Raw genomic sequence first — 20,366 nt, forward strand, 5'->3', positions numbered from 1 at the left:
GTGCAGCTCGCCGGGGACTGGCTGGCGGCCCGGGCCCGGGGTGCAGGCCGCTGTCACCGGAGCGGGTGACGGCCGAGATGCCGCCCGGGCCGGAAACTCACCGGTGACTTCCTCGCGCCGGTCGTGTTCAACAAGCGACGGGAATTCAACCGCGCAATCATGAGAAACGAGGGAGGAGACCGACACCATGGCGAACATCGCGGACAGTGCCGTCCTGGTCACCGGAGGCAATCGCGGCATCGGCCGGGCGCTGGTGGAGGAGGCCCTGAAGAGGGGCGCGAAACGGGTCTACGCCGGTACCCGCGCGCCGCTCGGTCATGCGGACGAGCGGGTCGTGCCGCTGTTGCTGGACGTGACCGACGCGGACCGGCTGCGCCGGGCGGCGGAGGAGGTGGACGACCTCGATCTCCTGGTCAACAACGCCGGCATCGCGGTGGCCGACGACCTGGCCGACCGCTCCGCACTCGAACGGCACCTGGCCGTCAACCTGTTCGGCACCTACGACGTGATCCAGGCGTTCCTGCCGCCGCTGCTCCGCTCGCGGGGAACGATCGTCAACAATCTGTCGCTGAACGCTCTCGCCGCCCTGCCCCTGCTTCCGGCCTACTCCGTCTCGAAGGCGGCGGCGTTCTCCCTGACCCAGTCGCTGCGCGCCCTGCTGGCGGGACGGGGCGTGCGTGTGCACGCCGTCCTGGCCGGGCCCGTGGACACCGACATGACCCGGGCCCTGCACGTCCCGAAGACCTCCGCGCAATCCGTCGCCCGGGCGGTCTTCGACGGGGTGGAGAAGGGCGAGGAGGACATCTTCCCCGATCCGCTGGCGGGGGCGGTGGCCGAGGCCTGGCGCGGCGGGGTGGGCAAGTCCCTGGAGCGGCGGCATGCGGAGCTGTCGGTGGCCCGGGATGACCAGGCCTGAGCTGCCGGATCCGGCCCGCGGCGACGTCGCCGGCATACCGGGCGCCGCCGGGCTCCCGGCGGTACCGCTCGGGAGCGCGGCGGTACTCGGGTTCACCGTGACGCTCGGGCTCGCCGCTGTGTCCTGGGTCGTCACGGTCCGGCGGATGGGCGGCGCGATGGACATGGGTGTCGCGACCGGGCTCGGGCCGTTCGGAGCGTTCGCCGCCCTGTGGGTGCCGATGACCGCGGCGATGATGCTGCCGGGAGCGTCACCGGCGGCCCTGGGGCCGGCCCGCTCCGGCGGCGGTCGCCGGTGGCGTGCGGTGCCGCTGTTCGTCGGGGCGTACCTCGTCGTATGGGCCCTGCTCGGCGGCGCCGCGTACGCGGTGTACCGGTCGCACGGGACGTTCGCCGCCGGTGCAGTGGTGATCGCGGCGGGCCTCTACGAGGTGACGCCGTTCAAGCGGCACTGCCGCCGGCGCTGCCGTGCGGCCGCCCGCTCCGGGTTCGCGTTCGGGCTCTCCTGTGTCGGCTCGGGCATCGGGCTGATGCTGGTGCCGGTGGCCCTCGGGGTCATGAGCGCCATCTGGATGTCGCTCGTCACCGTCGTGGTCCTCGCGCAGAGGCTGCTGCCTGCGAGGGCCGCGCTCGACGTGCCGGTGGCACTGGCGATCGTCGGACTCGGGCTGCTGATCGTCGTCGCACCGTGGGCCGTACCGGGCCCCACACCGTCGATGTGAGCAAGAAAGGCACACCACCATGACCGATCACAGGACCGGAACCCGGGAGGAGTGGCTCGCGGCCAGGCTGGATCTGCTCGAGGCGGAGAAGGCCCTGACCCGGCGGGGCGACGAACTGGCCCGGCGACGGCAGGAGCTGCCCTGGGTCCGTGTGGACAAGGAGTACCGCTTCGAGACCGACCGTGGCCCGGCGTCCCTCGCCGGCCTCTTCGACGGCCGCTCGCAACTTCTCGTCTACCACTTCATGTTCGGCCCCGACTACCAGGCCGGGTGCCCGCCCTGCTCGGCCATCGCGGACGGCTTCGACGGCTTCGTCGTCCACCTCGCGCATCACGACGTCACTCTCTGCGCGGTGTCGCGGGCCCCGCTCGCGAAGCTGCGGGCGTACAAGGAGCGGATGGGCTGGAGCTTCCCCTGGGCGTCGTCGTACGGCAGCGATTTCAACCACGACTTCGGAGTGGCCCACACCGAGGAGGAGTGGCGGTCGGGTTCCGTCTCGTACAACTACCGTGACGGTCTGGACTTCCGGCTGCCGCCCGGCGAAGAGGGCGGGGAACTGACCCGGATGGCGGCCAGTGTGGGCACGGACTGGGAGACCTACCGGCGGGAGGGCCCGGGCATGAGCGCGTTCGTGCTCGACGACGGGGTGGTGCACCACACCTACTCGACGTACGAGCGCGGGCTCGACGCCCTGTGGGGCATGTACCCGTGGCTCGACCGCGCGCCGCTCGGCCGCAACGAGACCGGCCTGTGGTGGCGCCGCCACGACGAGTACGACGGCACGGCAGCCGCGCGGGCGGCGTCCGGAACTCAGGCCACGGGCGGCGGGAGCGCCTGACGGCCCGGGCTGCCGCCCCGTGACACCGACGGGGGCTCGGGCGCCTCGGAGCGTGTGCGGCTGCCCGGGTCGGCCACCTGTCCGACGCCTCCGCCGACGCGACGCCGCCCGCCCGCCCTCCCCCCGCCGCACGCGACCCGCTCCCCCTCCCGCCCCGGCAACCGGCTTGCCCGGCGACCCGGACCCCGCCTAGCCTGACTTTGTGCCGCTAATAAACAAAACCCGTTCGCACAGTGTCGTGCCGGGCCATGGTGACGACCTCACCCGACTCCGTATCGCCCTCGCCGCCTTCTTCGCCCTCGACGGCTTCGTCTTCGCCGGCTGGGTCGTGCGCATCCCCGCCATCAAGCAACAGACCGGCGCCTCCGCCGGCGCCCTGGGCCTCGCCCTGCTCGGCGTCTCCGCCGGAGCGGTCGTCACCATGACCCTCATCGGCCGCCTCTGCCGCCGGTACGGCAGCCATCCGGTCACCGTGGTCTGCGCGGTCCTGCTCTCCCTCAGCGTCACGCTGCCCCCGCTCACCCACTCCGCGGCCGCCCTCGGCGCCGTGCTCCTCCTCTTCGGCGCCGCGTACGGCGGTATCAACGTCGCCTTCAACAGCGCGGCCGTCGACCTGGTGGCCGCGTTGCACAGGCCGGTCATGCCCAGTTTCCACGCCGCGTTCAGCCTCGGCGGAATGATCGGCGCGGGCCTCGGCGGACTGGTGGCCGGCGTGCTCTCCCCCACCCGCCATCTCCTCGGTCTGGCCCTGATCGGGCTGCTGGTCACCGCCGTCGCCGGGCGGACCCTGCTCCGGCACGGCCCTCCGGTGCCGCCGGACCGCCCTTCCACCGAGCCGTCCGACGCGGTCCGCCGGCCGGGCGGCCGCACCCGGGGGCTGGTCGTCGTCTTCGGGCTGGTCGCGTTGTGCACGGCCTACGGCGAAGGCGCCATGGCCGACTGGGGCGCGCTCCACCTGCAGCAGGATCTGGCGGCCCCGTCGGGCCTGGCGGCGGCCGGATACTCGTGTTTCGCGCTGGCCATGACCGTGGGCCGGGCGACCGGCACGAGTCTGCTGGAGCGTCTCGGCCGCGCCCGCACCGTGATCGCGGGCGGCTCCGTAGCGGCGGTGGGCATGCTGCTCGGCTCGCTGGCACCGTCGGTGTGGGCGGCGCTGACGGGCTTCGCCGTCACCGGACTCGGGCTCGCCAACCTCTTCCCGGTCGCCGTGGAGCGGGCGGGCGCGCTGGCCGGGCCCTCGGGCGTCGCCGTCGCCTCCACGCTGGGCTACGGCGGCATGCTCCTCGGCCCGCCCGCGATCGGGTTCATGGCGGACTGGTTCTCGCTGCCGGCCGCGCTCACGAGCGTGGCCGCGCTCGCCGCCGTGGCCACCGTGATCGGGGTGTCGACGCGGCGCGCGATGAGCGGCTGACACCTCAGCGGCGGAAGCTCGGCGGGCCGTCGGGTGCCGCATCCGCGCCCGCGCCGGAAATGGCCGCGCTTCGAGGGCACTTCATCCGGGAGACTCACCCTCATGGAGACTGCCGACTTCCTTCAGACCCTCGACCGCGAGGGGCGCCTGCTCGCGGCGGCCGCCGCCGAGGCGGGGACCGACGCCAAGGTGCCGACATGCCCGGAGTGGCAGGTGCGCGACCTGCTGCGGCACACCGGCGCGGTGCACCGCTGGGCCGCCGCCTTCGTCGCCGACGGCCGCGCCGAGCCGCGCCCCCTCGGCGAGGCGCCCGACCTCGACGGCGCCGAACTGGTGACCTGGTACCGGGACAGCCACCGTCTGCTCGTGGACACCCTGGCGGCGGCGCCGGACGACGTGGAGTGCTGGACCTTCCTTCCGGCGCCCAGCCCGTCACCGCTCGCGTTCTGGACGCGGCGGCAGGCACACGAGACGACCGTGCACCGGCACGACGCCGAGGCCGCGCGGGGCGGTTCGCCGTCCCCGGTCGCGACGGACTTCGCGGTCGACGGCATCGACGAGTTGCTGCGCGGCTTCCACGCCCGGCCCAGGAGCCGGGTCCGCACCGAGGGGACGCGCGTGCTGCGGGTACGCGCGGTGGACGCAGGAGCGGACGCGGTGTGGACCGTACGGCTCACGGCGGAACCGCCGGTGACCGTGCGAGCGGCGACCGGGGAGGCCGAGGCCGAACTGTCGGGCGCGGCCGACCAGTTGTACCTGGCGCTGTGGAACCGGGTGCCGCTGCCGAGCGCGACCGGTGATCAGTCCCTCGCGGCCCTGTGGCGTGAGAAGTCGGGCATCTGACGCCCCCTCGGGTAGCGGGACGCGGGGGAACTGACGCCCTGTCAGCCCGTTGCGTCCAGCATCCGGGCCAGCACCGCGCGCTGCACCGGCCGTACGTCGCCGTGCAGCGCGCGCCCCTTCGCCGTGAGCACCACGCGTACCCCGCGCCGGTCCTCGGGGCAGATCGCCCGCTCGACCAGGCCGTCCTTCTCCAGGCGCCCGATCAGCCGGGACAGCGCGCTCTGGCTGAGGTGGACCCGGTCGGAGATCTCCTGCACCCGGTAACCGCAGCCGCCGTCCGCCGCCCCGCCCTCGGCGAGGACGTCGAGGACCTCGAAGTCACTGGCGCACAGACCGTGTCCGTGCAGGACCCGGTCCAGCTCGCACTGGGTGCGGGCGTGCAGGGCCAGGATGTCCCGCCACTCCTCCACGAGCGCCCGCTCGGCCTTCTTCGCCGCCATGAGCGCACCGTAGCAGAGGAACGGAATTATTGCACCGTAATTAAATGCGTTTGCATTCGATGCATGTGCATGTAGTGTCGTCGGCATGACCTCTCCGCTCACCACTTCCGCGACCCCGTCGGCGGTTCGCTGGACTCCCCGGCTGTGGGGCACCCTGCTGGTGCTGTGCGCCGCGATGTTCCTGGACGCACTGGACGTGTCGATGGTCGGCGTCGCGCTGCCGTCCATCGGCTCGGACCTGCATCTGTCCACGTCGACGCTGCAATGGATCGTCAGCGGCTACATCCTGGGGTACGGCGGGCTGCTCCTCCTCGGCGGACGCACCGCGGACCTGCTCGGCCGGCGCCGGGTGTTCCTCGTGGCGCTCGGTGTCTTCGCGCTGGCCTCGCTGCTCGGCGGGCTCGTGGACTCGGGCCCGCTGCTGATCGCCAGCCGCTTCGTCAAGGGCCTGAGCGCGGCCTTCACCGCGCCCGCGGGCCTGTCGATCATCACCACGACGTTCCCGGAGGGCCCGCTGCGCAACCGCGCCCTCTCCATCTACACCACCTGCGCCGCCACCGGCTTCTCCATGGGCCTGGTGCTCTCCGGTCTGCTCACCGAGGCCAGCTGGCGCCTGACCATGCTGCTCCCCGCGCCGATCGCCCTGATCGCGCTGCTCGCCGGGCTGAGGCTGCTGCCGCGCAGCGCCCGCGAGGAGAACCACGCCGGTTACGACATCCCCGGCGCCGTCCTCGGTACCGCCTCGATGCTGCTGCTGGTCTTCACCGTCGTCCAGGCGCCCCAGGCCGGCTGGGCCTCGGCGCGCACCCTGCTGTCCTTCCTGGCCGTCGCGGTGCTGCTGAGCTCCTTCGTACTGGTCGAGCGGCGCTCGCCGAGCCCGCTGATCCGGCTGGGCGTGCTGCGCTCGGGCAGTCAGGTCCGCGCCCAGCTCGGCGCGGTCGCCTTCTTCGGCAGTTACGTCGGCTTCCAGTTCCTGACGACCCTCTACATGCAGTCACTGCTGGGCTGGTCGGCGCTGCACACGGCCCTCGCCTTCCTGCCCGCCGGCGCCCTGGTGGCGGTGTCCTCCACGAAGGTCGGCGCGATCGTCGACCGGTTCGGCACCCCGCGGCTGATCGCGACCGGCTTCGCGTTCATGGTCCTCGGCTACGCGCTGTTCCTGCGCGTCGACCTGGACCCGGTGTACGCGGCCGTCGTCCTGCCGTCCATGCTGCTGATCGGCGCGGCCTGCGCGCTGGTCTTCCCCTCGCTCAACATCCAGGCGACCAACGGCGTCGAGGACCACGAGCAGGGCATGGTGTCCGGGCTGCTCAACACCTCGGTACAGGTGGGCGGGGCGATCTTCCTCGCGGTCGTCACGGCCGTGGTGACCGCGCACGCCCCCGCGCACGCCACCCCCGAGGCCGTCCTCGACAGCTACCGGCCCGGCTTCCTGGTCGTCACGGGCATCGCTGCGGCCGGCCTGCTCATCACCCTCACGGGCCTGCGCGGCCGTCGTACCCAGCCGTCCCTCGTGGTCGCCCGGTCCACCGTGGTGGAGGCAGGAGCGGAGCGCGTGGCGGTCCGTGACTAGGGGGAGGCCTCCCGGCAGGGGCCCGGCGGGGGCGATTGCCCCGCCGGGCCCCTGTCCGTGAAACTAGGGGTATGCACGCATACGGGGGACGCCGCAGCCAGGCCCAACGGGACGCGGCCACAGTCGAGATCGGCTACGCGCTGGTGAGCGCCGCTTTCGCGGCGGCGGTACTGTTCGGGGCCCTGGCCGGGCCCGCACTGCTCTTCGATCTGCCGCACCTGCCGTCCAAGGTCCTGCTGAGGCTCGGCACGGTGATCGCACCGGTCGTGTTCGCGGCCCGCGTGATCAGCGTGCTGATGCGCTTCCGGCAGACGGATCAGCCCAGCCAGCCCGGCCGGACCAACCCCGACTCGTAGGCCAGCACGACGAGTTGGGCGCGGTCCCGGGCGCCCAGCTTCACCATGGTGCGGCTCACATGGGTCTTGGCCGTGAGCGGGCTGACCACCAGCCGGCGGGCGATCTCCTCGTTGGACAGGCCGATGCCGACCAGCGCCATCACCTCCCGCTCCCGCTCGGTGAGCCGGGTGAGCGCGTCGGCCGCCGCGGGCGCCTTGGAGCGGGCCGCGAACTCGGCGATCAGCCGACGGGTGACCCCCGGTGACAGCAGCGCGTCACCGGCGACCACCGCCCTTACTGCGCGCACGAGTTCGTCCGGTTCGGTGGCCTTCACCAGGAAGCCGGAGGCGCCCGCGCGGATCGCCTCGAAGACGTACTCGTCGAGTTCGAAGGTGGTGAGCATGACCACCTTCACCTCCGCCTGCTCCGCGTCCCCGGTGATCCGCCGGGTCGCGGCCAGGCCGTCCAGCACGGGCATGCGGATGTCCATCAGGACGACATCCGGGCGCAGTTCCCGCACCAGGCGCGTGGCCTCCTCGCCGTCGGCGGCCTCACCGGCCACCTCGATGTCGGGCTGCGCGTCGAGCAGCGCCCTGAAACCGGCCCGCACCAGCGACTGGTCGTCGGCGAGCAGTACCCGGATCACTGGTCCTCCCTGAGCGGCGACGGCAGTACGGCGAGCACCCGGAAGCCGCCGTCGGGGCGCGGGCCCGCCTCGATGGTGCCACCGAGGGCGGCGGCCCGCTCCCGCATTCCGGCCAGCCCGTTCCCGCTGCCCCCGGCGTCCGCGCCCGTCGCGGGCCCGTCGTCGTCGATCTGCAGCCGCAGGGCACCCCCGTCGTAGGCGAAGCCCACGCGCGCGTACCGCGCCCCGGAGTGCCGTACGACGTTGGTCAGGGCCTCCTGCACGATGCGGAAGGCCGCGAGGTCGCCGCCGGGCGGCAGGGGCGGCGGCTCGCCCTCGACGTCGACGGTCAGCCCGGCCGCCGCCGCCTGCTCCACCAGTTCCGGCAGCCGGTCCAGCCCGGGCGCGGGGCCCCGGGGGGCGGCGCCCGGCGCGCGCAGCGCGTCGAGGACCTGACGGACCTCGCCGAGCGCCTCCTTGCTGGCGGCCTTGATGGTGGTGAGCGCGGCCCGCGCCTGCCCGGGGTCGCTGTCGATGAGCGCGAGCCCCATGCCGGCCTGCACGTTGATGACGGAGATGCTGTGCGCGAGAACGTCGTGCAGTTCCCGGGCGATCCGGAGCCGTTCCTCGTCCGCGCGCCGCCGTGCCGCCTGGACACGGTCCGTGCGTTCCCGCGCCCACTGCTCCCGCCGCACCCGCGCCAGTTCGGACACGGCGACCACGGCCAGGACCCAGGTGGCGATGACCATCTCCTGGGCGACGCCGGCGCTCCCGTCCCCGGCCGGCGGAAGCCACCGGTAGAGCCAGAGCGCGACCAGGGCGTGCCCGGCCCAGAGCAGTCCGACGGCCGCCCAGGCGGCGCGCCGGTGCCCGGCGACGACCGCACTGAAGCAGGCGACCGCGACCGTCAGGAACACCGGCCCGTAGGGATAGCCGGCGGCTAGGTAGCCGAGCGCCGGCGTCGCCGTGCCGAACACGACGAACACCGGGTGGCGTTGCCGCCACAGCAACAGGACCGAGGTGACGAGCAACAGCACGCGCGCGTAGCCGTCGAGGGGCACTCGGTGGTGCTGGCCCTGGGCGGCGAAGTGGGTGCCGATCAGCACGAACGCGGTGAGCAGCACCGTGGACCGCCACGGCCACCGGGCGGGGCCCGGCTCCACGTCGTCCGGGGCGTGCCGCCACGGGGTGCCGTATCGCCACCCGTGGCGGGACGCCTGCTGCTCTTCCATGCCCGCCACGCTAGACGCCCCGGGCAGGTGAGGGCGTCAGCCGGGCGAGGTGATCACGCGTACTCCCGGGGAAGTACGAGACGGGCCGCGCGCGGCTCCTTCCACATGCACCCGCACGCCGCATGCCCGGGCCGTACGCGCCCCTCTCGCGCCTGGGATGTACGTCCCCTCTCTCGCCGGCCTCTGACACCTCCCTCGCACGCCGGCGCCTGACGCCGGTGTCTACCGCAGCCCCACGCCGTGCGCCAGCCTCGTCGCCGCGTGCCGGAAGAACGTCTCACGGTCCTCCACCACCCGGTTGAACTGGCCGAACAGCTCGAAACCGACCAGTCCGAACAGCTGGGCCCAGGCCGCCACCAGCAAGGGCGCCGCCTCGGGTGGCAGTTCGGGGGCGAAGTCGGCGGCCATCCGCTCGGCCTCGGGGCGCAACTCGGCGGCCAGGGCCAGGTCGGCGAGGCCGGCGCCCTGATGGGCGTCACGGACGATGCCGATGAGGACCAGGCCGATCCGGGACGCGGCACGGACGGTGGTGTCGGGGGCGGAGTAGCCGGGCACCGGCGAGCCGTAGATCAGCGCGTACTCGTGCGGGTGGGCGAGCGCCCAGGCGCGCACCGCCTCGCACACGGCCGTCCAGCGGGCGATCGGCTGAGCGTCGGCAGCGGCGTCCCGGGCCTGCTCGGCTGCCTCGCCGAGGGAGTCGTAGGCGTCGATGATCAAGGCGGTCAGCAGTTCGTCGCGGCTGGGGAAGTAGCGGTACAGCGCCGAGGAGACCATGCCCAGTTCACGGGCGACGGCCCGCAGCGACAGCTTGGCCGCCCCCTCCGCCGCGAGCTGTCTGCGGGCCGCCTCCTTGATGGCGGCGGTGACTTCCCTCCTGGCCCGTGCCCGGGCTCCCTGTGCGGTGCTCATACCGGCAGTGTGCCACGGGCGAGAGCGGTGCACACACATCAGAGCACTGCTCTTGCTTTTGCGTGCCGGGCTGCCCCACACTGGAGTCGAGCGAGAGCACCGCTCTCCAAAACCGTGGGGGTCACCATGTCGACACACGTCAAGAAGCCGGGCTGGTTCACCGTCAACGTCTTCAACCGGCTGGTCGCCTGGCTCACCCGGCGCGGCCTCAGCATCTGGGGCTCCCGGGTCCTGGCGGTGCGCGGACGCAAGAGCGGACAGTGGCGCACGACCCCGGTGAACCTGCTGACGGTCGACGGGCAGCAGTACCTGCTCGCCCCGCGGGGGCACGTCCAGTGGACCCACAACATGCGCGCGGCCGGTGGCGGCGAACTGCGGCTCGGCAAGAACGTGGACGTCTTCTCCGCCACCGAGGTCGCCGACGACGACAAGGTGCCGCTGCTGCGGGCCTACCTCAAGCGCTGGAAGGCCGAGGTCGGGGTCTTCTTCGACGGCGTCGGCCCCGACTCCCCGGACGAGGAGCTGCGCCGCATCGCCCCCGACCACCCGGTCTTCCACATCACGGTCACGAGCTGAGCGGCTCCCGCAGCGGGGCGGCCGTCCCCGCTGCCGACGAGCTCACGGACCGGGCGCCGCCCCCCACCGGCCCCGTCCGGGCACGAGCGCACGCCGACCACCCCCGACGGCTCCCGGCACGGCACGAAGCCGAGCCGGCAAGTGCCCGGCAATGACCCTTCCGGCACCGACACGCGTCGACGGCGCCCGACCCGCCCCGGCCCCGGCAGTCAGGAACCGGCCGGTCCGGCGATCCGGAACCGCCCCGGGCCGGCGGTCAGTGATCGGCCCCGGCCCGTACCGTCGGAACCGGCCCCACCGCCGGAACCTGTCCGGCCGTCACGAGCCGGCCGGGTCCTGTGCCGCTGTCACCGGGCCCCGGTCCATCGCGCTCAGGGCGCGCTGGGCGATCGGGCGGGAGCGGACGAGTTCGCCCAGTGACGTCGAGCCCTGGGTGATGTCCCGGAACGCCCGCCACGCGGGGCGGAATCCGGTGAGGGCCGCGTGGAACAGGCCCGGGCGCTTCTCGAACACGGTCAGCAGCCGCTTGCCGACGCTCATCTCGACGCCGAGCCCGGCCTTGATCGCGAACGCGTAGTTCAGCGCCTGGCGCCGGGTGTCGACCGCGTCGTGCGCCTCCGCGATCCGCACCGCCCACTCCCCCGCGAGCCGGCCCGAGCGCAGCGCGAAGGAGATGCCCTCGCGGGTCCACGGCTCGAGCAGCCCGGCGGCGTCACCGCAGACCAGCACCCGGCCACGGGAGAGCGGCGAGTCGTCGGCACGGCAGCGGGTCAAGTGCCCCGAGGAGATGGCCGGTTCGAAGCCGGACAGGCCCAGCCGGGCGACGAAGTCCTCCAGGTAGCGCTTGGTGGCGGCGCCTTCCCCGCGCGCGGAGATGACGCCGACGGTCAGCGTGTCGCCCTTCGGGAACACCCAGCCGTAACTGCCGGGCAGGGGGCCCCAGTCGATGAGGACCCGCCCCTGCCAGTCCTCGGCGACCGGCTCCGGGACCGGGATCTCCACCTCCAGGCCGAGGTCCACCTGGTCCAGCTTCACGCCGACGTGGGCTCCTATCCGGCTGGCGCTGCCGTCGGCACCGACGACCGCGCGGGCCAGCACCGTCTCCCCGCCCTGCAGGACGACGGCGACCGTGCGCCGGTCGGGCACCGCCGAGCCGTGCTGCTCGACCCGCTGCACGGTGACGCCCGTCCGCAGCTCGGCGCCCGCCTTCTGGGCGTGCTCGACCAGCTGCTGGTCGAACTCGGGCCGGTTGATCAGCCCGAACAGCATCTGCCTGGAGCGCCGGGTGCGGGTGAAGCGCCCGTTGTTCGAGAAGGTGACCGCGTGCACCCGGTCCCGGAAGGGGAGCTCGAAGCCGGGCGGCAGTGCGTCGCGCGAGGGGCCGATGATGCCGCCGCCGCACGTCTTGTAGCGGGGCAGCTCGGCCTTCTCCAGCAACAGCACGCGGCGTCCCGCGACCGCCGCCGCGTAGGCCGCCGAGGCCCCCGCGGGTCCCGCGCCCACCACGACGACGTCCCACACCCGCTGCACGTCGTCCGCCGAAGAGTTCTCGCCGCTCACGATGGTCTACTGCTCCGATCAAGCCGCTGCCGTAGTGTCCCTCGCATCCTACGGCGGCCGTCGTCGCAGGCCGCTGTGCGAGGATCTGTCTCACCCCGTTCAACGTCGCACCCACGAGGAGCGTGCCCATGTCGTCGAATCCGGTCGCCGAGACCGTCGCCTCGCTGTTGCCGCGGGCGAAGGCGGAGCTGGCCGAGCTGGTCGCCTTCAAGTCGGTGGCGGACTTCACGCAGTTCCCGAGGAGCGAGAGCGAGGCCGCCGCGAACTGGATCGCCGAGGCGCTCCGCGCGGAGGGCTTCACCGACGTGGCCCTGCTGGACACCCCGGACGGCACCCAGTCGGTCTACGGCTGTCTGCCGGGCCCCGAGGGCGCAAAAACGGTTCTGCTGTATGCGCACTACGACGTCCAGCCGCCGCTGAACGAGGCCGGCTGGACCACCCCGCCGTTCGAGCTGACCGAGCGTGGCGGCCGCTGGTACGGCCGCGGGGCCGCCGACTGCAAGGGCGGCTTCATCATGCACCTGCTCGCGCTGCGCGCCCTGAAGGCGAACGGCGGTGTCCCGGTGACCGTCAAGGTGATCGTGGAGGGCTCGGAGGAGCAGGGCACCGGCGGTCTGGAGCGGTACGCCGAGCAGCACCCGGAGCTGCTGGCCGCGGACACGATCGTGATCGGCGACGCCGGCAACTTCCGCGTCGGCCTGCCGACGGTCACCACCAGCCTGCGCGGGATGACCCTGGTCCGCGTCCGCATCGACACCCTCGCGGGCAACCTGCACTCGGGTCAGTTCGGCGGTGCCGCCCCGGACGCGCTGGCGGCGCTGATCCGCGTCCTGGACTCGCTGCGCGCCGAGGACGGCACCACGACGATCGACGGGCTCGACGGGACGGCCGGCTGGGACGGCCTGGAGTACACCGAGGAGCAGTTCCGCAAGGATGCCAGGGTGCTGGAGGGCGTCGAGCTGATCGGTGACGGCTCGGTCGCCGACCGCATCTGGACCCGTCCCGCCGTCACCGTCCTCGGCATCGACTGCCCGCCCGTCATCGGTGCCACCCCGTCGGTGCAGGCCGGCGCCCGCGCCCTGATCAGCCTGCGCGTGCCGCCGGGCGTGGACGCGGCCGAGGCGACCAAGCTGCTCCAGGCGCACCTCGAGGCGCACACCCCGTGGGGCGCCCGGGTCAGCACCGAGCAGATCGGGCAGGGCCAGGCGTTCAGCGCGGACACCTCCAGTCCGGCCTACCAGGCGATGGCCGACGCGATGGCGGTGGCCTACCCGGGCCAGAGCATGCAGTACGCCGGCCAGGGCGGCTCGATCCCGCTGTGCAACACGCTGGCCGCGCTGTACCCGCAGGCGGAGATCCTGCTGATCGGGCTGAGCGAGCCGGAGGCGCAGATCCACGCCGTCGACGAGAGCGTGTCACCCGAGGAGCTGGAGCGGCTGTCGGTCGCCGAGGCGCTCTTCCTGCGCAACTACGCGGCGGGCTGAACCCTTCTGCCCACGGCGGAGTGCCCTCGCCCACGGGCGGGGGCACCGCCTACGGTCGGCGCATGGACGTCATCGAACTGCGACCGCGCCTCCACCTCCTGCGCTTCCCCGTCGGCCAGGCCTATCTCTGGTCCGACGGCGAGGAGTTGACGCTGATCGACGCGGGCACGATCGGCTCGGGCCGGGTGATCGCCGAGGCGGTGACGAGGCTGGGGTGCGCTCCGGAGGACGTACGGCGGATCGTGCTGACCCACTTCCATGAGGACCACGTCGGCGGGGCGGGCGAGTTCGCCGCGCTGAGCGGGGCCGAGGTGCTGGCGCACGACCTGGACGCACCCTTCGTCCGGGGTGAGCTCCCCGGCCCCGCCCCGCGGTTCGAGGAGTGGGAGCTGCCGATCCACGCGGCGGCGGCCGAGCACCTCCCCGCGGGCACGCCCGTGCCTCCGCCCGCGGTCACCGGGCTGTCCGACGGCGATGTGCTGGACTTCGGCGGTGGCGCACGCGTCCTCCACGTCCCGGGGCACACGGACGGCAGTATCGCGCTGTTCCTGCCCGACGAGGGCGTGCTGTTCACCGGCGACACGGTGGCCGCCTCGCCGCTCGACGGTGCGGTGATGCCGGGTGTGTTCAACCTCGACCGGCCCCGGCTCCTGGCCTCCGTGCGCCGCTTGGCGGAGCTCGACGCGGAGGTGGCGTGCTTCGGTCACGGTGACGCGGTGGTGGGAGGCGCCGCCGCCGCACTGCGCGGGGTGGCAGCCACCGTCTGATCAGCCGACCGGCACCCCGGCCTCCAGATAGAGGGCGCTGCCGCGTTCGCGGGCGCGCAGGGCCCAGCGCAGACGTTCGTAGCGGACCGGCGGGAGCATCTCGGCGGCCTCCTGTTCGGTGGCGAAGCGCCACGCCCGCAGCTCCGGTCCCGGCAGCAGCACCCGGGACGCCTCGTCGGACTCCAGCCGGCCGCCGTCGAACAGCAGCCGCAGCCCGCCGAAGCCGGGCGGGGTCGGCCGCTCCCAGTCCACGACGAGCAGCCGGGGCACCTCCCGCAGCCGTATCCCGGTCTCCTCGGCGACCTCCCGCATCCCGGCACGGGCCGGGGCCTCGCCCCGCTCCACCACACCGCCGGGGAACTCCCAGCCGGGCTTGTAGGTGGGGTCCACGAGCAGCACCCGGTCGGCCTCGTCGAAGAGGAGCACCCCGGCGGCGAGCGTCTCGGCCGTGGGCTCGGGGGTCTGCACGATGTCACAGGCGGGTACGGCACCGCTGCCGACGGCGTCGGCGATGCGGACGGCGGTCTCGTACGGGGTGAGGGCGCTGGTGTCGACCAGGTGGGCGTCGGCGGTGAGCCAGGAGGCGAGGGCCGCATGGTAGGGCTCGATGTGGTCGTAGGCCCACCGCCGCTGCCGTATCTCGCCGTCGGGAAGGGCCGGCGGGATCTCCCGCCCGGCTATCCGCTCGCGCAGGATCGTTTCGGCCGGGGCGAGGAGGAGATGGTGCACCGCAATCCTGCGAGCGGCCAGCCCACCGAAGATCTCGTCGCGGTACTCCTGGCGGAGCAGGGTCATGGGCACCACGAGGGTCCCGCCCAGCTCGGCGAGCATCGCGGCCGCGGTGTCTACCACGAGCCGGCGCCAGATCGGCAGGTCCTGGAGGTCGCCGACCTCGGCGAGGCGCTTGGGCGGCAGCAGATGCGGGAGCGCGCCGCCGATGACGTCGGGGTCGAAGAGCGTGCTGTTCGGGATCAGCTCGATCAGCTCCCGTGCGGTGGTGGTCTTCCCCGCACCGAACGCGCCGTTGATCCAGACGACGGTCACGGACTCCCCCTCTTCTGTTGGCCCCCTGAGGCTTGCCCGCTTCACCCTGCCACGAAAACCCCGCCCCGGTGAGGGTGCCCACAGGCAGTGCCGGCGCCCCGGGGAGGCGGGGACACCGGCACTCAGGCCGTGCGGGGCGGGCCTACCGCAGGCCGAGGGCGTCGTCGTCGACGGCGAAGCTGTCCTGGCTGACGAGCCCGCTCGCCGAGTCCAGGGTGTCCGAGACGTTCAGGTCACCGGAGGGGTGGTGGTCCGCATGGGTAGCGGCGTGGGACGGGGTGACGGCGGCCACGACGAATCCGGTGGCGAGGCTGGCGATGGCGAGCATGCTGCGCTTCTTCATGCGCTGATCAACTGCCCTGGCGGCCAGGAGTCACGCAGTTCGGGATGTCCCGGCGGCCGCGTGCGCCGTGGGCGTCCGGGCGGGCAGGGCCGTAATCCGCAGGCCCGCCCGATGATCACACCGATAGGGTACGGAGCCTCCGCCCCTCCGCCCGGTCCACCGGCCGGCCTCCGACCAGGAAAGCGACACCATGACCAGCCCCCGCCCCACCACGACCCTCTGGCGCCCCACCGGCCCCAAGGAGCTGGAGCTGGTCCGCGAGCTCGGGCGGCGGGCCTGGCCGCCCCGGCTGCCGGAGCAGCCGATCTTCTACCCGGTGCTCAACGAGGACTACGCGATCCGGATCGCCCGGGACTGGAACGTCCGGCATGACGGCGCGGGTTTCGTGACCCGGTTCGAGGTCGACACGCAGTTCCTCGGCCGCTATCCGGTCCGGCGGGCCGGTGGTGAGACGATCCTGGAACTGTGGGTTCCCGCCGAGGAGTTGGACGAGTTCAACGCCCACATCGTCGGGCTGATCGAGGTCGTGCACGAGTTCCGGTGAGCCCGGGGCACCGCGTCTCGGCCCGCCGCGCCCACAGCCCAGGAGTACAAGTGAGTGGTTTCCCCGAGTCCGGCGCGGCCCGCGCCGAGGTCGTCGTGGACGTCGTACGGTCCGGTGAGCGGCTCGTGGGGGCCGCGGCCGGCCTGTCCGACGCGGCGCTGCGAGCCCCTTCCGGCCTCGAGGGGTGGACGCGTGCCCATGTTCTCGCGCATGTCGCCCACAGCGCCGACGCCTACGTATGGCTGCTGCGGCTCGCACGCTCCGGCCGCGAACCGGGACCGCGCGCCGACGCGGCGGTCCTGGCCGCCTCGGTCGCACAGGACGCCGAGCTGCCCGCCGCAGGGCTCACCGCACGGCTGCGGGAGAGCCTCGACCGGTTCACGGCCGAGGCCCGGGCGCTGCCCGCCCCGGCCTGGGACCGTCTGGTGCCCGCGCTGGCAGGCTGGCGGCACCCGGCCTGGTACCTCCTGCTGCGCTGCCTGCGGGAACTGGAGACCCACCACCTGGACCTCGACCTCGGTCACGGCACCGAGCAGTGGCCGCACCGCTACGTCCGCTGGGCGCTGGACGACACCCTCACCACCCTGCGCGCCCAGGGCTTTCCCCTGGCCTCGGCGACGGCTGTGGATCTCGGTCGGCGCTGGTCACTGGCGCCCGGCGGGCCCTCCGTCGCCGGGCCCGGACATCTGGTGCTCGGCTGGCTCACCGGAAGGATCCCGGCCGACGCCCTGACGACCGGCCACCCGGCACCACTCCTGCCCCGCCCGCCCGCGTGGCCCCAGCCCCCACTGCCCGGCTGGGGACGGGTCGGCGACACACCCTGAGCCCTCGAAGCCAACACATCCGAACGCTCATCGCCGCGTGCCTTCCAACAGAGTCCGACACGTCCTACCGTAAACGCGCACCGATGACACGTACATGTCGCCGCGATGCGGCATGCCGTCATCCACCTCTCGCGAGCCGGAGGTACGTCGACGATGCGTCACCCGCACACCGGCACGACCCGCCGAAGAGTGGTCCACGCGCTCACCGCACTGGTCCTCACGACGGCGGCGGCCGCTCCGGCGGCCGCCGCCGGTCACGAGGCGTCCGCTTCCCCCGCGTCGGCCGACGGGCTGGCCCTCACCCCGCCCATGGGCTTCAACAACTGGAACTCCACACACTGCCGCGCCGACTTCGACGAGGCCATGGTCGAGGGGATCGCGGACCTCTTCGTGGCGAAGGGCCTGAAGGACGCGGGCTACCAGTACGTCAACCTGGACGACTGCTGGGCCCTGCCGAACCGCGACGCGGACGGCAAGCTGGTGCCCGACCCGGCCCGATTCCCCCACGGGATCAAGGCCGTCGCCGACTACGTCCACGCCAAGGGCCTCAAGCTCGGCATCTACACCAGCGCCGGCACCAAGACCTGCAACAGCGCGGGCTTCCCGGGCGCGCTGGGCCACGAGTCCAGCGACGCCGGGCAGTTCGCCGACTGGGGCGTGGACTACCTGAAGTACGACAACTGCAACAACCAGGGCGTCGACGCCGAGCAGCGGTACACCACCATGCGCGACGCGCTCAGGGCCACCGGGCGGCCCATCGTCTACAGCATCTGCGAGTGGGGCGAGAACAAGCCCTGGGAGTGGGCCTCCGACGTGGGCCACCTGTGGCGGACCACTGGTGACATCAGCGACAGCTGGTCCTCGATGCTGTCGATCCTGAAGAAGAACCTCCCGCTCGCGCCGTACGCCGGCCCCGGCCACTGGAACGACCCCGACATGCTCGAGGTCGGTAACGGCGGCATGACCGACACCGAGTACCGCTCGCACTTCTCCCTCTGGTCCGTCATGGCCGCGCCGCTGCTCATCGGCACCGATCTGCGCAAGGCCTCGCCGGCGACCTTCGACATCCTGGCCGACAAGGACGTCATCGCCGTCGACCAGGACCCGCTCGGCAAACAGGGGACGGTCGTCTCCTCCGCGGGCGGGCGCTGGGTGATCGCCAAGGAGATGAAGGACGGCAGCCGCGCGGTGGCCCTCTTCAACGAGTCCGGCACCGCCCGCAGGATCGCCACCACCGCGGGCGCGGTCGGCCTCCCCGACGCCCCCGCCTACACCCTGCGGGACCTGTGGCAGCACCGCGACTACAACACCGTGGGCACCATCGCGGCCACCGTCCCCGCCCACGGCACCGTCCTCGTCCGCGTCTCGGCCGACCCCGACTGGGCCGCCCACCCGCCCGCCGTCGACCTCGGCCTGGACGGCAGCCCGCTGCTCGAGGCCGCCAGCCCGGCCACGCTGACCAGCACCGTCACCGACCTCGGCCGCACCCCGGCACGCCGGGTGTCCGCGTCCCTCACCGGCCCCGACGGCTGGACCGTACGCCCTGCCTCGGCGGCCGCGGCCGACGCGCTCCCCACGGGCCGGTCCCTGCGCACCGCGTGGCGGGTGACCGCGCCCGCCGGAACCCCGGCCGGGTCCTACGACCTCACGCTGCGGGCGAGTTACCGCTCGCCGTCCGGGGAACACGTGACCAGCACACTCTCGCTGACCGCGGCCGTCGTGACGCCGCCGCCGTCCGGGACGTCGTACCTCAGTGATCTGCCGTGGCTGTCGGCGGTCAGCGGCTGGGGGCCGGTGGAGCGCGACAGCAGCAACGGGGAGAGCGCGGCGGGCGACGGGCACCCGATCACCGTCGGCGGGACCCAGTACGCCAAGGGGCTCGGCGTCCACGCCCTGAGCGACATCTCCTTCTACTCCGGAAAGGCCTGCGAGAAGGTCACCGCGGACGTGGGCCTCGACGACGAGAAGGGCACGCACGGCACGGTCGCCTTCGAGATCTGGGCGGACGGCACGAAGGCCGCCTCGACCGGTGTCCTGACCAACGCGATACCGGCGCAGCCCCTCACCGCCGACGTCACCGGCGCCCAGGTGGTCCGCCTCGTCGTCACGGACGGCGCGGACGGCATCGACTCGGACCACGCGGACTGGGCCGACGCCCGCCTCACCTGCTGAGCACTGCGCACCGGCCGGCTCCCGGCGGCGGCACGGCGCTCGACAGCCGCACCGGAGCCCCGCCCCCCGCCACGGAGTCCCGGCCGGCAGCACCGGCCCGGACACGGCCCCGCGTCAGACCCCCGCCGCCGTCGCGTCCGGCCTGCGGCTCAGGGCGGCCGCCGCGGCGCCGACCAGGCCCGCGTCGGTGCCCATCTGGGCCGGGGTGATCGTCAGGCGCTGGACGAAGGACAGGGTGGCGTAGTCGGTGAGCGCCTTGCGCAGGGGGGTGAAGAGGATGTCACCCGCCTTGCCGACTCCCCCGCCGATCACCGCGATGTCGATCTCCACCAGGGTCGCGGTGGCCGCGATGCCCGCGGCCAGCGCCTGCGCCGCCCGCTCGAAGGAGGCCACGGCGACCGGGTCCCCGGCGCGGGCCGCCTCGGCCACCGCGGCGGCCGAGGTGTCACCCTCGGGCCCGGGCCGCCAGCCGTGCTCCAGCGCGCGGCGCGCGATGTTGGGCCCACTGGCGATGCGCTCCACACAGCCGCGCGCGCCGCACGGGCAGGGGTCGCCGTCGAGGTCGACGCTGATGTGACCGATGTGCCCGGCGTTGCCGGTCGGGCCGGGATGCAGCCGGCCGTTCAGGACCAGGCCGCCGCCGACGCCCGTGGAGACCACCATGCACAGCGCGTTGTCGTGGCCCCGGGCGGCGCCCTGCCAGTGCTCGGCCGCCGTGATCGCGACACCGTCCCCGATCAGCTCGACCGGCAGGCCCCCGGCGGCCAGGCGCACCCGCTCGACCAGCGGGAAGTCCCGCCAGCCGGGCACGTTGACCGGGCTGACGGTGCCCGCGGAGGCGTCCACCGGGCCGGCGCTGCCGATGCCTATCGAGCCCGCGCGTCCCCACAGAGGCGACCCGGCGAGCTCGCCGAGCACCTCCTCCACGGCCCGCATGACCGTTTCGCCGTCCTGCTGGGCAGGTGTGCCGCGCTGGGCCCGCACCAGGATCCGGCCTTCGCCGTCCACCAGTGCGCCGGCGATCTTGGTGCCGCCGATGTCCAGGGCCGCCACGAGGTCGGTGTGCATCAGAGTCAGATCTCCCCGTCGAAGCTTGACAACCATCGAACACGCAGGCCGGTCAAGCGGTGGGGGCGCAGGCCGACTGACAGCGGTGGACAGTCTCTCGCGCATCTGACAACGTTGTCCAGGCTCTATGCTCGACGCCA

At 73.3% G+C, this 20,366-nt stretch carries 21 protein-coding genes; 13 read left to right on the forward strand and 8 right to left on the reverse strand.

The window, feature by feature from the left end; translation table 11 throughout:
* The first annotated feature begins 187 nt into the window (after window positions 1-187).
* The 5 genes from ACIHEJ_RS05650 (at window position 188) to ACIHEJ_RS05670 (ending at window position 4,729) form a co-directional block, all read left to right on the forward strand.
* On the forward strand, window positions 188-916 hold the full coding sequence (locus ACIHEJ_RS05650) for an SDR family NAD(P)-dependent oxidoreductase (protein WP_400132350.1): 729 nt from the start codon (window positions 188-190) through the stop codon (window positions 914-916).
* Window positions 903-1,637, forward strand: a complete 735-nt coding sequence (locus ACIHEJ_RS05655; RefSeq protein ID WP_400132351.1) for a DUF2182 domain-containing protein — start codon at window positions 903-905, stop codon at window positions 1,635-1,637. The genes ACIHEJ_RS05650 and ACIHEJ_RS05655 overlap by 14 nt, the downstream gene beginning before the upstream one ends.
* 19 nt (window positions 1,638-1,656) lie before the next feature.
* The gene (locus tag ACIHEJ_RS05660) at window positions 1,657-2,475 is read left to right on the forward strand and encodes a DUF899 domain-containing protein (protein WP_400132352.1); all 819 of its coding nucleotides are present in this window, start codon (window positions 1,657-1,659) and stop codon (window positions 2,473-2,475) included.
* A 238-nt stretch (window positions 2,476-2,713) separates the two neighbouring features.
* Complete coding sequence (locus tag ACIHEJ_RS05665; RefSeq protein WP_400132353.1) at window positions 2,714-3,886, forward strand: MFS transporter; 1,173 nt, start codon at window positions 2,714-2,716, stop codon at window positions 3,884-3,886.
* 102 nt (window positions 3,887-3,988) lie between these two features.
* Window positions 3,989-4,729, forward strand: coding sequence for a maleylpyruvate isomerase family mycothiol-dependent enzyme (locus ACIHEJ_RS05670; RefSeq protein ID WP_400132354.1), 741 nt, complete (start codon window positions 3,989-3,991; stop codon window positions 4,727-4,729).
* Between the two features lie 41 nt (window positions 4,730-4,770).
* On the opposite strand, the gene ACIHEJ_RS05675 is transcribed toward ACIHEJ_RS05670, so the two are convergent.
* A complete protein-coding gene (locus ACIHEJ_RS05675) occupies window positions 4,771-5,169 on the reverse strand; it encodes a MarR family winged helix-turn-helix transcriptional regulator (protein ID WP_400132355.1) in 399 nt (132 codons plus the stop codon).
* A gap of 85 nt (window positions 5,170-5,254) precedes the next feature.
* Here ACIHEJ_RS05675 and ACIHEJ_RS05680 point away from each other — a divergent pair, with 85 nt between their 5' ends.
* Both ACIHEJ_RS05680 and ACIHEJ_RS05685 read left to right on the forward strand, forming a co-directional pair.
* The gene (locus ACIHEJ_RS05680) at window positions 5,255-6,742 is read left to right on the forward strand and encodes an MFS transporter (RefSeq protein WP_400132356.1); all 1,488 of its coding nucleotides are present in this window, start codon (window positions 5,255-5,257) and stop codon (window positions 6,740-6,742) included.
* A gap of 71 nt (window positions 6,743-6,813) precedes the next feature.
* Window positions 6,814-7,098: a DUF6332 family protein gene (locus ACIHEJ_RS05685; RefSeq protein ID WP_400132357.1), complete on the forward strand. Its 285-nt coding sequence runs from the start codon at window positions 6,814-6,816 to the stop codon at window positions 7,096-7,098.
* On the opposite strand, the gene ACIHEJ_RS05690 is transcribed toward ACIHEJ_RS05685, so the two are convergent.
* The 3 genes from ACIHEJ_RS05690 to ACIHEJ_RS05700 all read right to left on the reverse strand — a co-directional run bounded on the left by ACIHEJ_RS05690 (window position 7,059) and on the right by ACIHEJ_RS05700 (window position 9,844).
* Window positions 7,059-7,724, reverse strand: a complete 666-nt coding sequence (locus ACIHEJ_RS05690) for a response regulator (RefSeq protein ID WP_400132358.1) — start codon at window positions 7,722-7,724, stop codon at window positions 7,059-7,061. The genes ACIHEJ_RS05685 and ACIHEJ_RS05690 overlap by 40 nt on opposite strands.
* On the reverse strand, window positions 7,721-8,935 hold the full coding sequence (locus tag ACIHEJ_RS05695; RefSeq protein WP_400132359.1) for a sensor histidine kinase: 1,215 nt from the start codon (window positions 8,933-8,935) through the stop codon (window positions 7,721-7,723). Before ACIHEJ_RS05695 ends, ACIHEJ_RS05690 begins: the two co-directional genes overlap by 4 nt.
* A gap of 222 nt (window positions 8,936-9,157) precedes the next feature.
* A complete protein-coding gene (locus tag ACIHEJ_RS05700; protein ID WP_400132360.1) occupies window positions 9,158-9,844 on the reverse strand; it encodes a TetR/AcrR family transcriptional regulator in 687 nt (228 codons plus the stop codon).
* A gap of 126 nt (window positions 9,845-9,970) precedes the next feature.
* Between ACIHEJ_RS05700 and ACIHEJ_RS05705 the strand changes: the two genes are divergently transcribed.
* Window positions 9,971-10,420: a nitroreductase family deazaflavin-dependent oxidoreductase gene (locus tag ACIHEJ_RS05705; RefSeq protein ID WP_400132361.1), complete on the forward strand. Its 450-nt coding sequence runs from the start codon at window positions 9,971-9,973 to the stop codon at window positions 10,418-10,420.
* Between the two features lie 318 nt (window positions 10,421-10,738).
* Here the strand turns inward: ACIHEJ_RS05705 and ACIHEJ_RS05710 are convergent, their stop codons facing one another.
* Window positions 10,739-11,980, reverse strand: coding sequence for a geranylgeranyl reductase family protein (locus ACIHEJ_RS05710; RefSeq protein ID WP_400132362.1), 1,242 nt, complete (start codon window positions 11,978-11,980; stop codon window positions 10,739-10,741).
* Window positions 11,981-12,108: 128 nt separating this feature from the next.
* Here ACIHEJ_RS05710 and ACIHEJ_RS05715 point away from each other — a divergent pair, with 128 nt between their 5' ends.
* Window positions 12,109-13,464, forward strand: coding sequence for a dipeptidase (locus ACIHEJ_RS05715; protein ID WP_400132363.1), 1,356 nt, complete (start codon window positions 12,109-12,111; stop codon window positions 13,462-13,464).
* 62 nt (window positions 13,465-13,526) lie between these two features.
* On the forward strand, window positions 13,527-14,231 hold the full coding sequence (locus ACIHEJ_RS05720) for an MBL fold metallo-hydrolase (protein ID WP_400132364.1): 705 nt from the start codon (window positions 13,527-13,529) through the stop codon (window positions 14,229-14,231).
* On the opposite strand, the gene ACIHEJ_RS05725 is transcribed toward ACIHEJ_RS05720, so the two are convergent.
* Window positions 14,232-15,275, reverse strand: a complete 1,044-nt coding sequence (locus ACIHEJ_RS05725; RefSeq protein WP_400132365.1) for an NUDIX domain-containing protein — start codon at window positions 15,273-15,275, stop codon at window positions 14,232-14,234. It lies immediately after the preceding gene.
* Between the two features lie 142 nt (window positions 15,276-15,417).
* Window positions 15,418-15,618: a hypothetical protein gene (locus tag ACIHEJ_RS05730; protein WP_400132366.1), complete on the reverse strand. Its 201-nt coding sequence runs from the start codon at window positions 15,616-15,618 to the stop codon at window positions 15,418-15,420.
* A gap of 190 nt (window positions 15,619-15,808) precedes the next feature.
* On the opposite strand from ACIHEJ_RS05730, the gene ACIHEJ_RS05735 reads away from it, so the two are divergent.
* From ACIHEJ_RS05735 to ACIHEJ_RS05745, 3 genes are all read left to right on the forward strand, one after another.
* Window positions 15,809-16,162 carry a hypothetical protein gene (locus ACIHEJ_RS05735; RefSeq protein ID WP_400132367.1) on the forward strand — a complete coding sequence of 118 codons (354 nt, stop codon included), beginning with the start codon at window positions 15,809-15,811 and terminating at the stop codon, window positions 16,160-16,162.
* A 50-nt stretch (window positions 16,163-16,212) separates the two neighbouring features.
* Window positions 16,213-16,986 (forward strand): maleylpyruvate isomerase family mycothiol-dependent enzyme, encoded by a 774-nt coding sequence (locus ACIHEJ_RS05740; RefSeq protein ID WP_400132368.1) that lies wholly within the window; start codon window positions 16,213-16,215, stop codon window positions 16,984-16,986.
* 153 nt (window positions 16,987-17,139) lie between these two features.
* A complete protein-coding gene (locus tag ACIHEJ_RS05745) occupies window positions 17,140-19,158 on the forward strand; it encodes an NPCBM/NEW2 domain-containing protein (RefSeq protein ID WP_400132369.1) in 2,019 nt (672 codons plus the stop codon).
* Window positions 19,159-19,272: 114 nt separating this feature from the next.
* On the opposite strand, the gene ACIHEJ_RS05750 is transcribed toward ACIHEJ_RS05745, so the two are convergent.
* Entirely contained in the window at window positions 19,273-20,226 is a 954-nt protein-coding gene (locus ACIHEJ_RS05750; protein WP_400132370.1) for an ROK family protein, read from the reverse strand.
* Between the last annotated feature and the right edge of the window lie 140 nt (window positions 20,227-20,366).

Source organism: Streptomyces sp. NPDC052301 (assembly GCF_044593395.1).
Classification (GTDB): domain Bacteria; phylum Actinomycetota; class Actinomycetes; order Streptomycetales; family Streptomycetaceae; genus Streptomyces.

What these genes read in the sequence shown, in the direction of transcription:
- ACIHEJ_RS05745 (WP_400132369.1), top strand. Translation starts at nt 17,140, where the DNA reads ATGCGTCACCCGCACACCGGCACGACCCGCCGAAGAGTGGTCCACGCG.
- ACIHEJ_RS05660 (WP_400132352.1), top strand. Translation starts at nt 1,657, where the DNA reads ATGACCGATCACAGGACCGGAACCCGGGAGGAGTGGCTCGCGGCCAGG.
- ACIHEJ_RS05750 (WP_400132370.1), bottom strand. Translation starts at nt 20,226, where the DNA reads ATGCACACCGACCTCGTGGCGGCCCTGGACATCGGCGGCACCAAGATC.
- ACIHEJ_RS05700 (WP_400132360.1), bottom strand. Translation starts at nt 9,844, where the DNA reads ATGAGCACCGCACAGGGAGCCCGGGCACGGGCCAGGAGGGAAGTCACC.
- ACIHEJ_RS05720 (WP_400132364.1), top strand. Translation starts at nt 13,527, where the DNA reads ATGGACGTCATCGAACTGCGACCGCGCCTCCACCTCCTGCGCTTCCCC.
- ACIHEJ_RS05670 (WP_400132354.1), top strand. Translation starts at nt 3,989, where the DNA reads ATGGAGACTGCCGACTTCCTTCAGACCCTCGACCGCGAGGGGCGCCTG.
- ACIHEJ_RS05705 (WP_400132361.1), top strand. Translation starts at nt 9,971, where the DNA reads ATGTCGACACACGTCAAGAAGCCGGGCTGGTTCACCGTCAACGTCTTC.
- ACIHEJ_RS05680 (WP_400132356.1), top strand. Translation starts at nt 5,255, where the DNA reads ATGACCTCTCCGCTCACCACTTCCGCGACCCCGTCGGCGGTTCGCTGG.
- ACIHEJ_RS05655 (WP_400132351.1), top strand. Translation starts at nt 903, where the DNA reads ATGACCAGGCCTGAGCTGCCGGATCCGGCCCGCGGCGACGTCGCCGGC.
- ACIHEJ_RS05730 (WP_400132366.1), bottom strand. Translation starts at nt 15,618, where the DNA reads ATGAAGAAGCGCAGCATGCTCGCCATCGCCAGCCTCGCCACCGGATTC.
- ACIHEJ_RS05735 (WP_400132367.1), top strand. Translation starts at nt 15,809, where the DNA reads ATGACCAGCCCCCGCCCCACCACGACCCTCTGGCGCCCCACCGGCCCC.
- ACIHEJ_RS05715 (WP_400132363.1), top strand. Translation starts at nt 12,109, where the DNA reads ATGTCGTCGAATCCGGTCGCCGAGACCGTCGCCTCGCTGTTGCCGCGG.
- ACIHEJ_RS05695 (WP_400132359.1), bottom strand. Translation starts at nt 8,935, where the DNA reads ATGGAAGAGCAGCAGGCGTCCCGCCACGGGTGGCGATACGGCACCCCG.
- ACIHEJ_RS05675 (WP_400132355.1), bottom strand. Translation starts at nt 5,169, where the DNA reads ATGGCGGCGAAGAAGGCCGAGCGGGCGCTCGTGGAGGAGTGGCGGGAC.
- ACIHEJ_RS05685 (WP_400132357.1), top strand. Translation starts at nt 6,814, where the DNA reads ATGCACGCATACGGGGGACGCCGCAGCCAGGCCCAACGGGACGCGGCC.
- ACIHEJ_RS05650 (WP_400132350.1), top strand. Translation starts at nt 188, where the DNA reads ATGGCGAACATCGCGGACAGTGCCGTCCTGGTCACCGGAGGCAATCGC.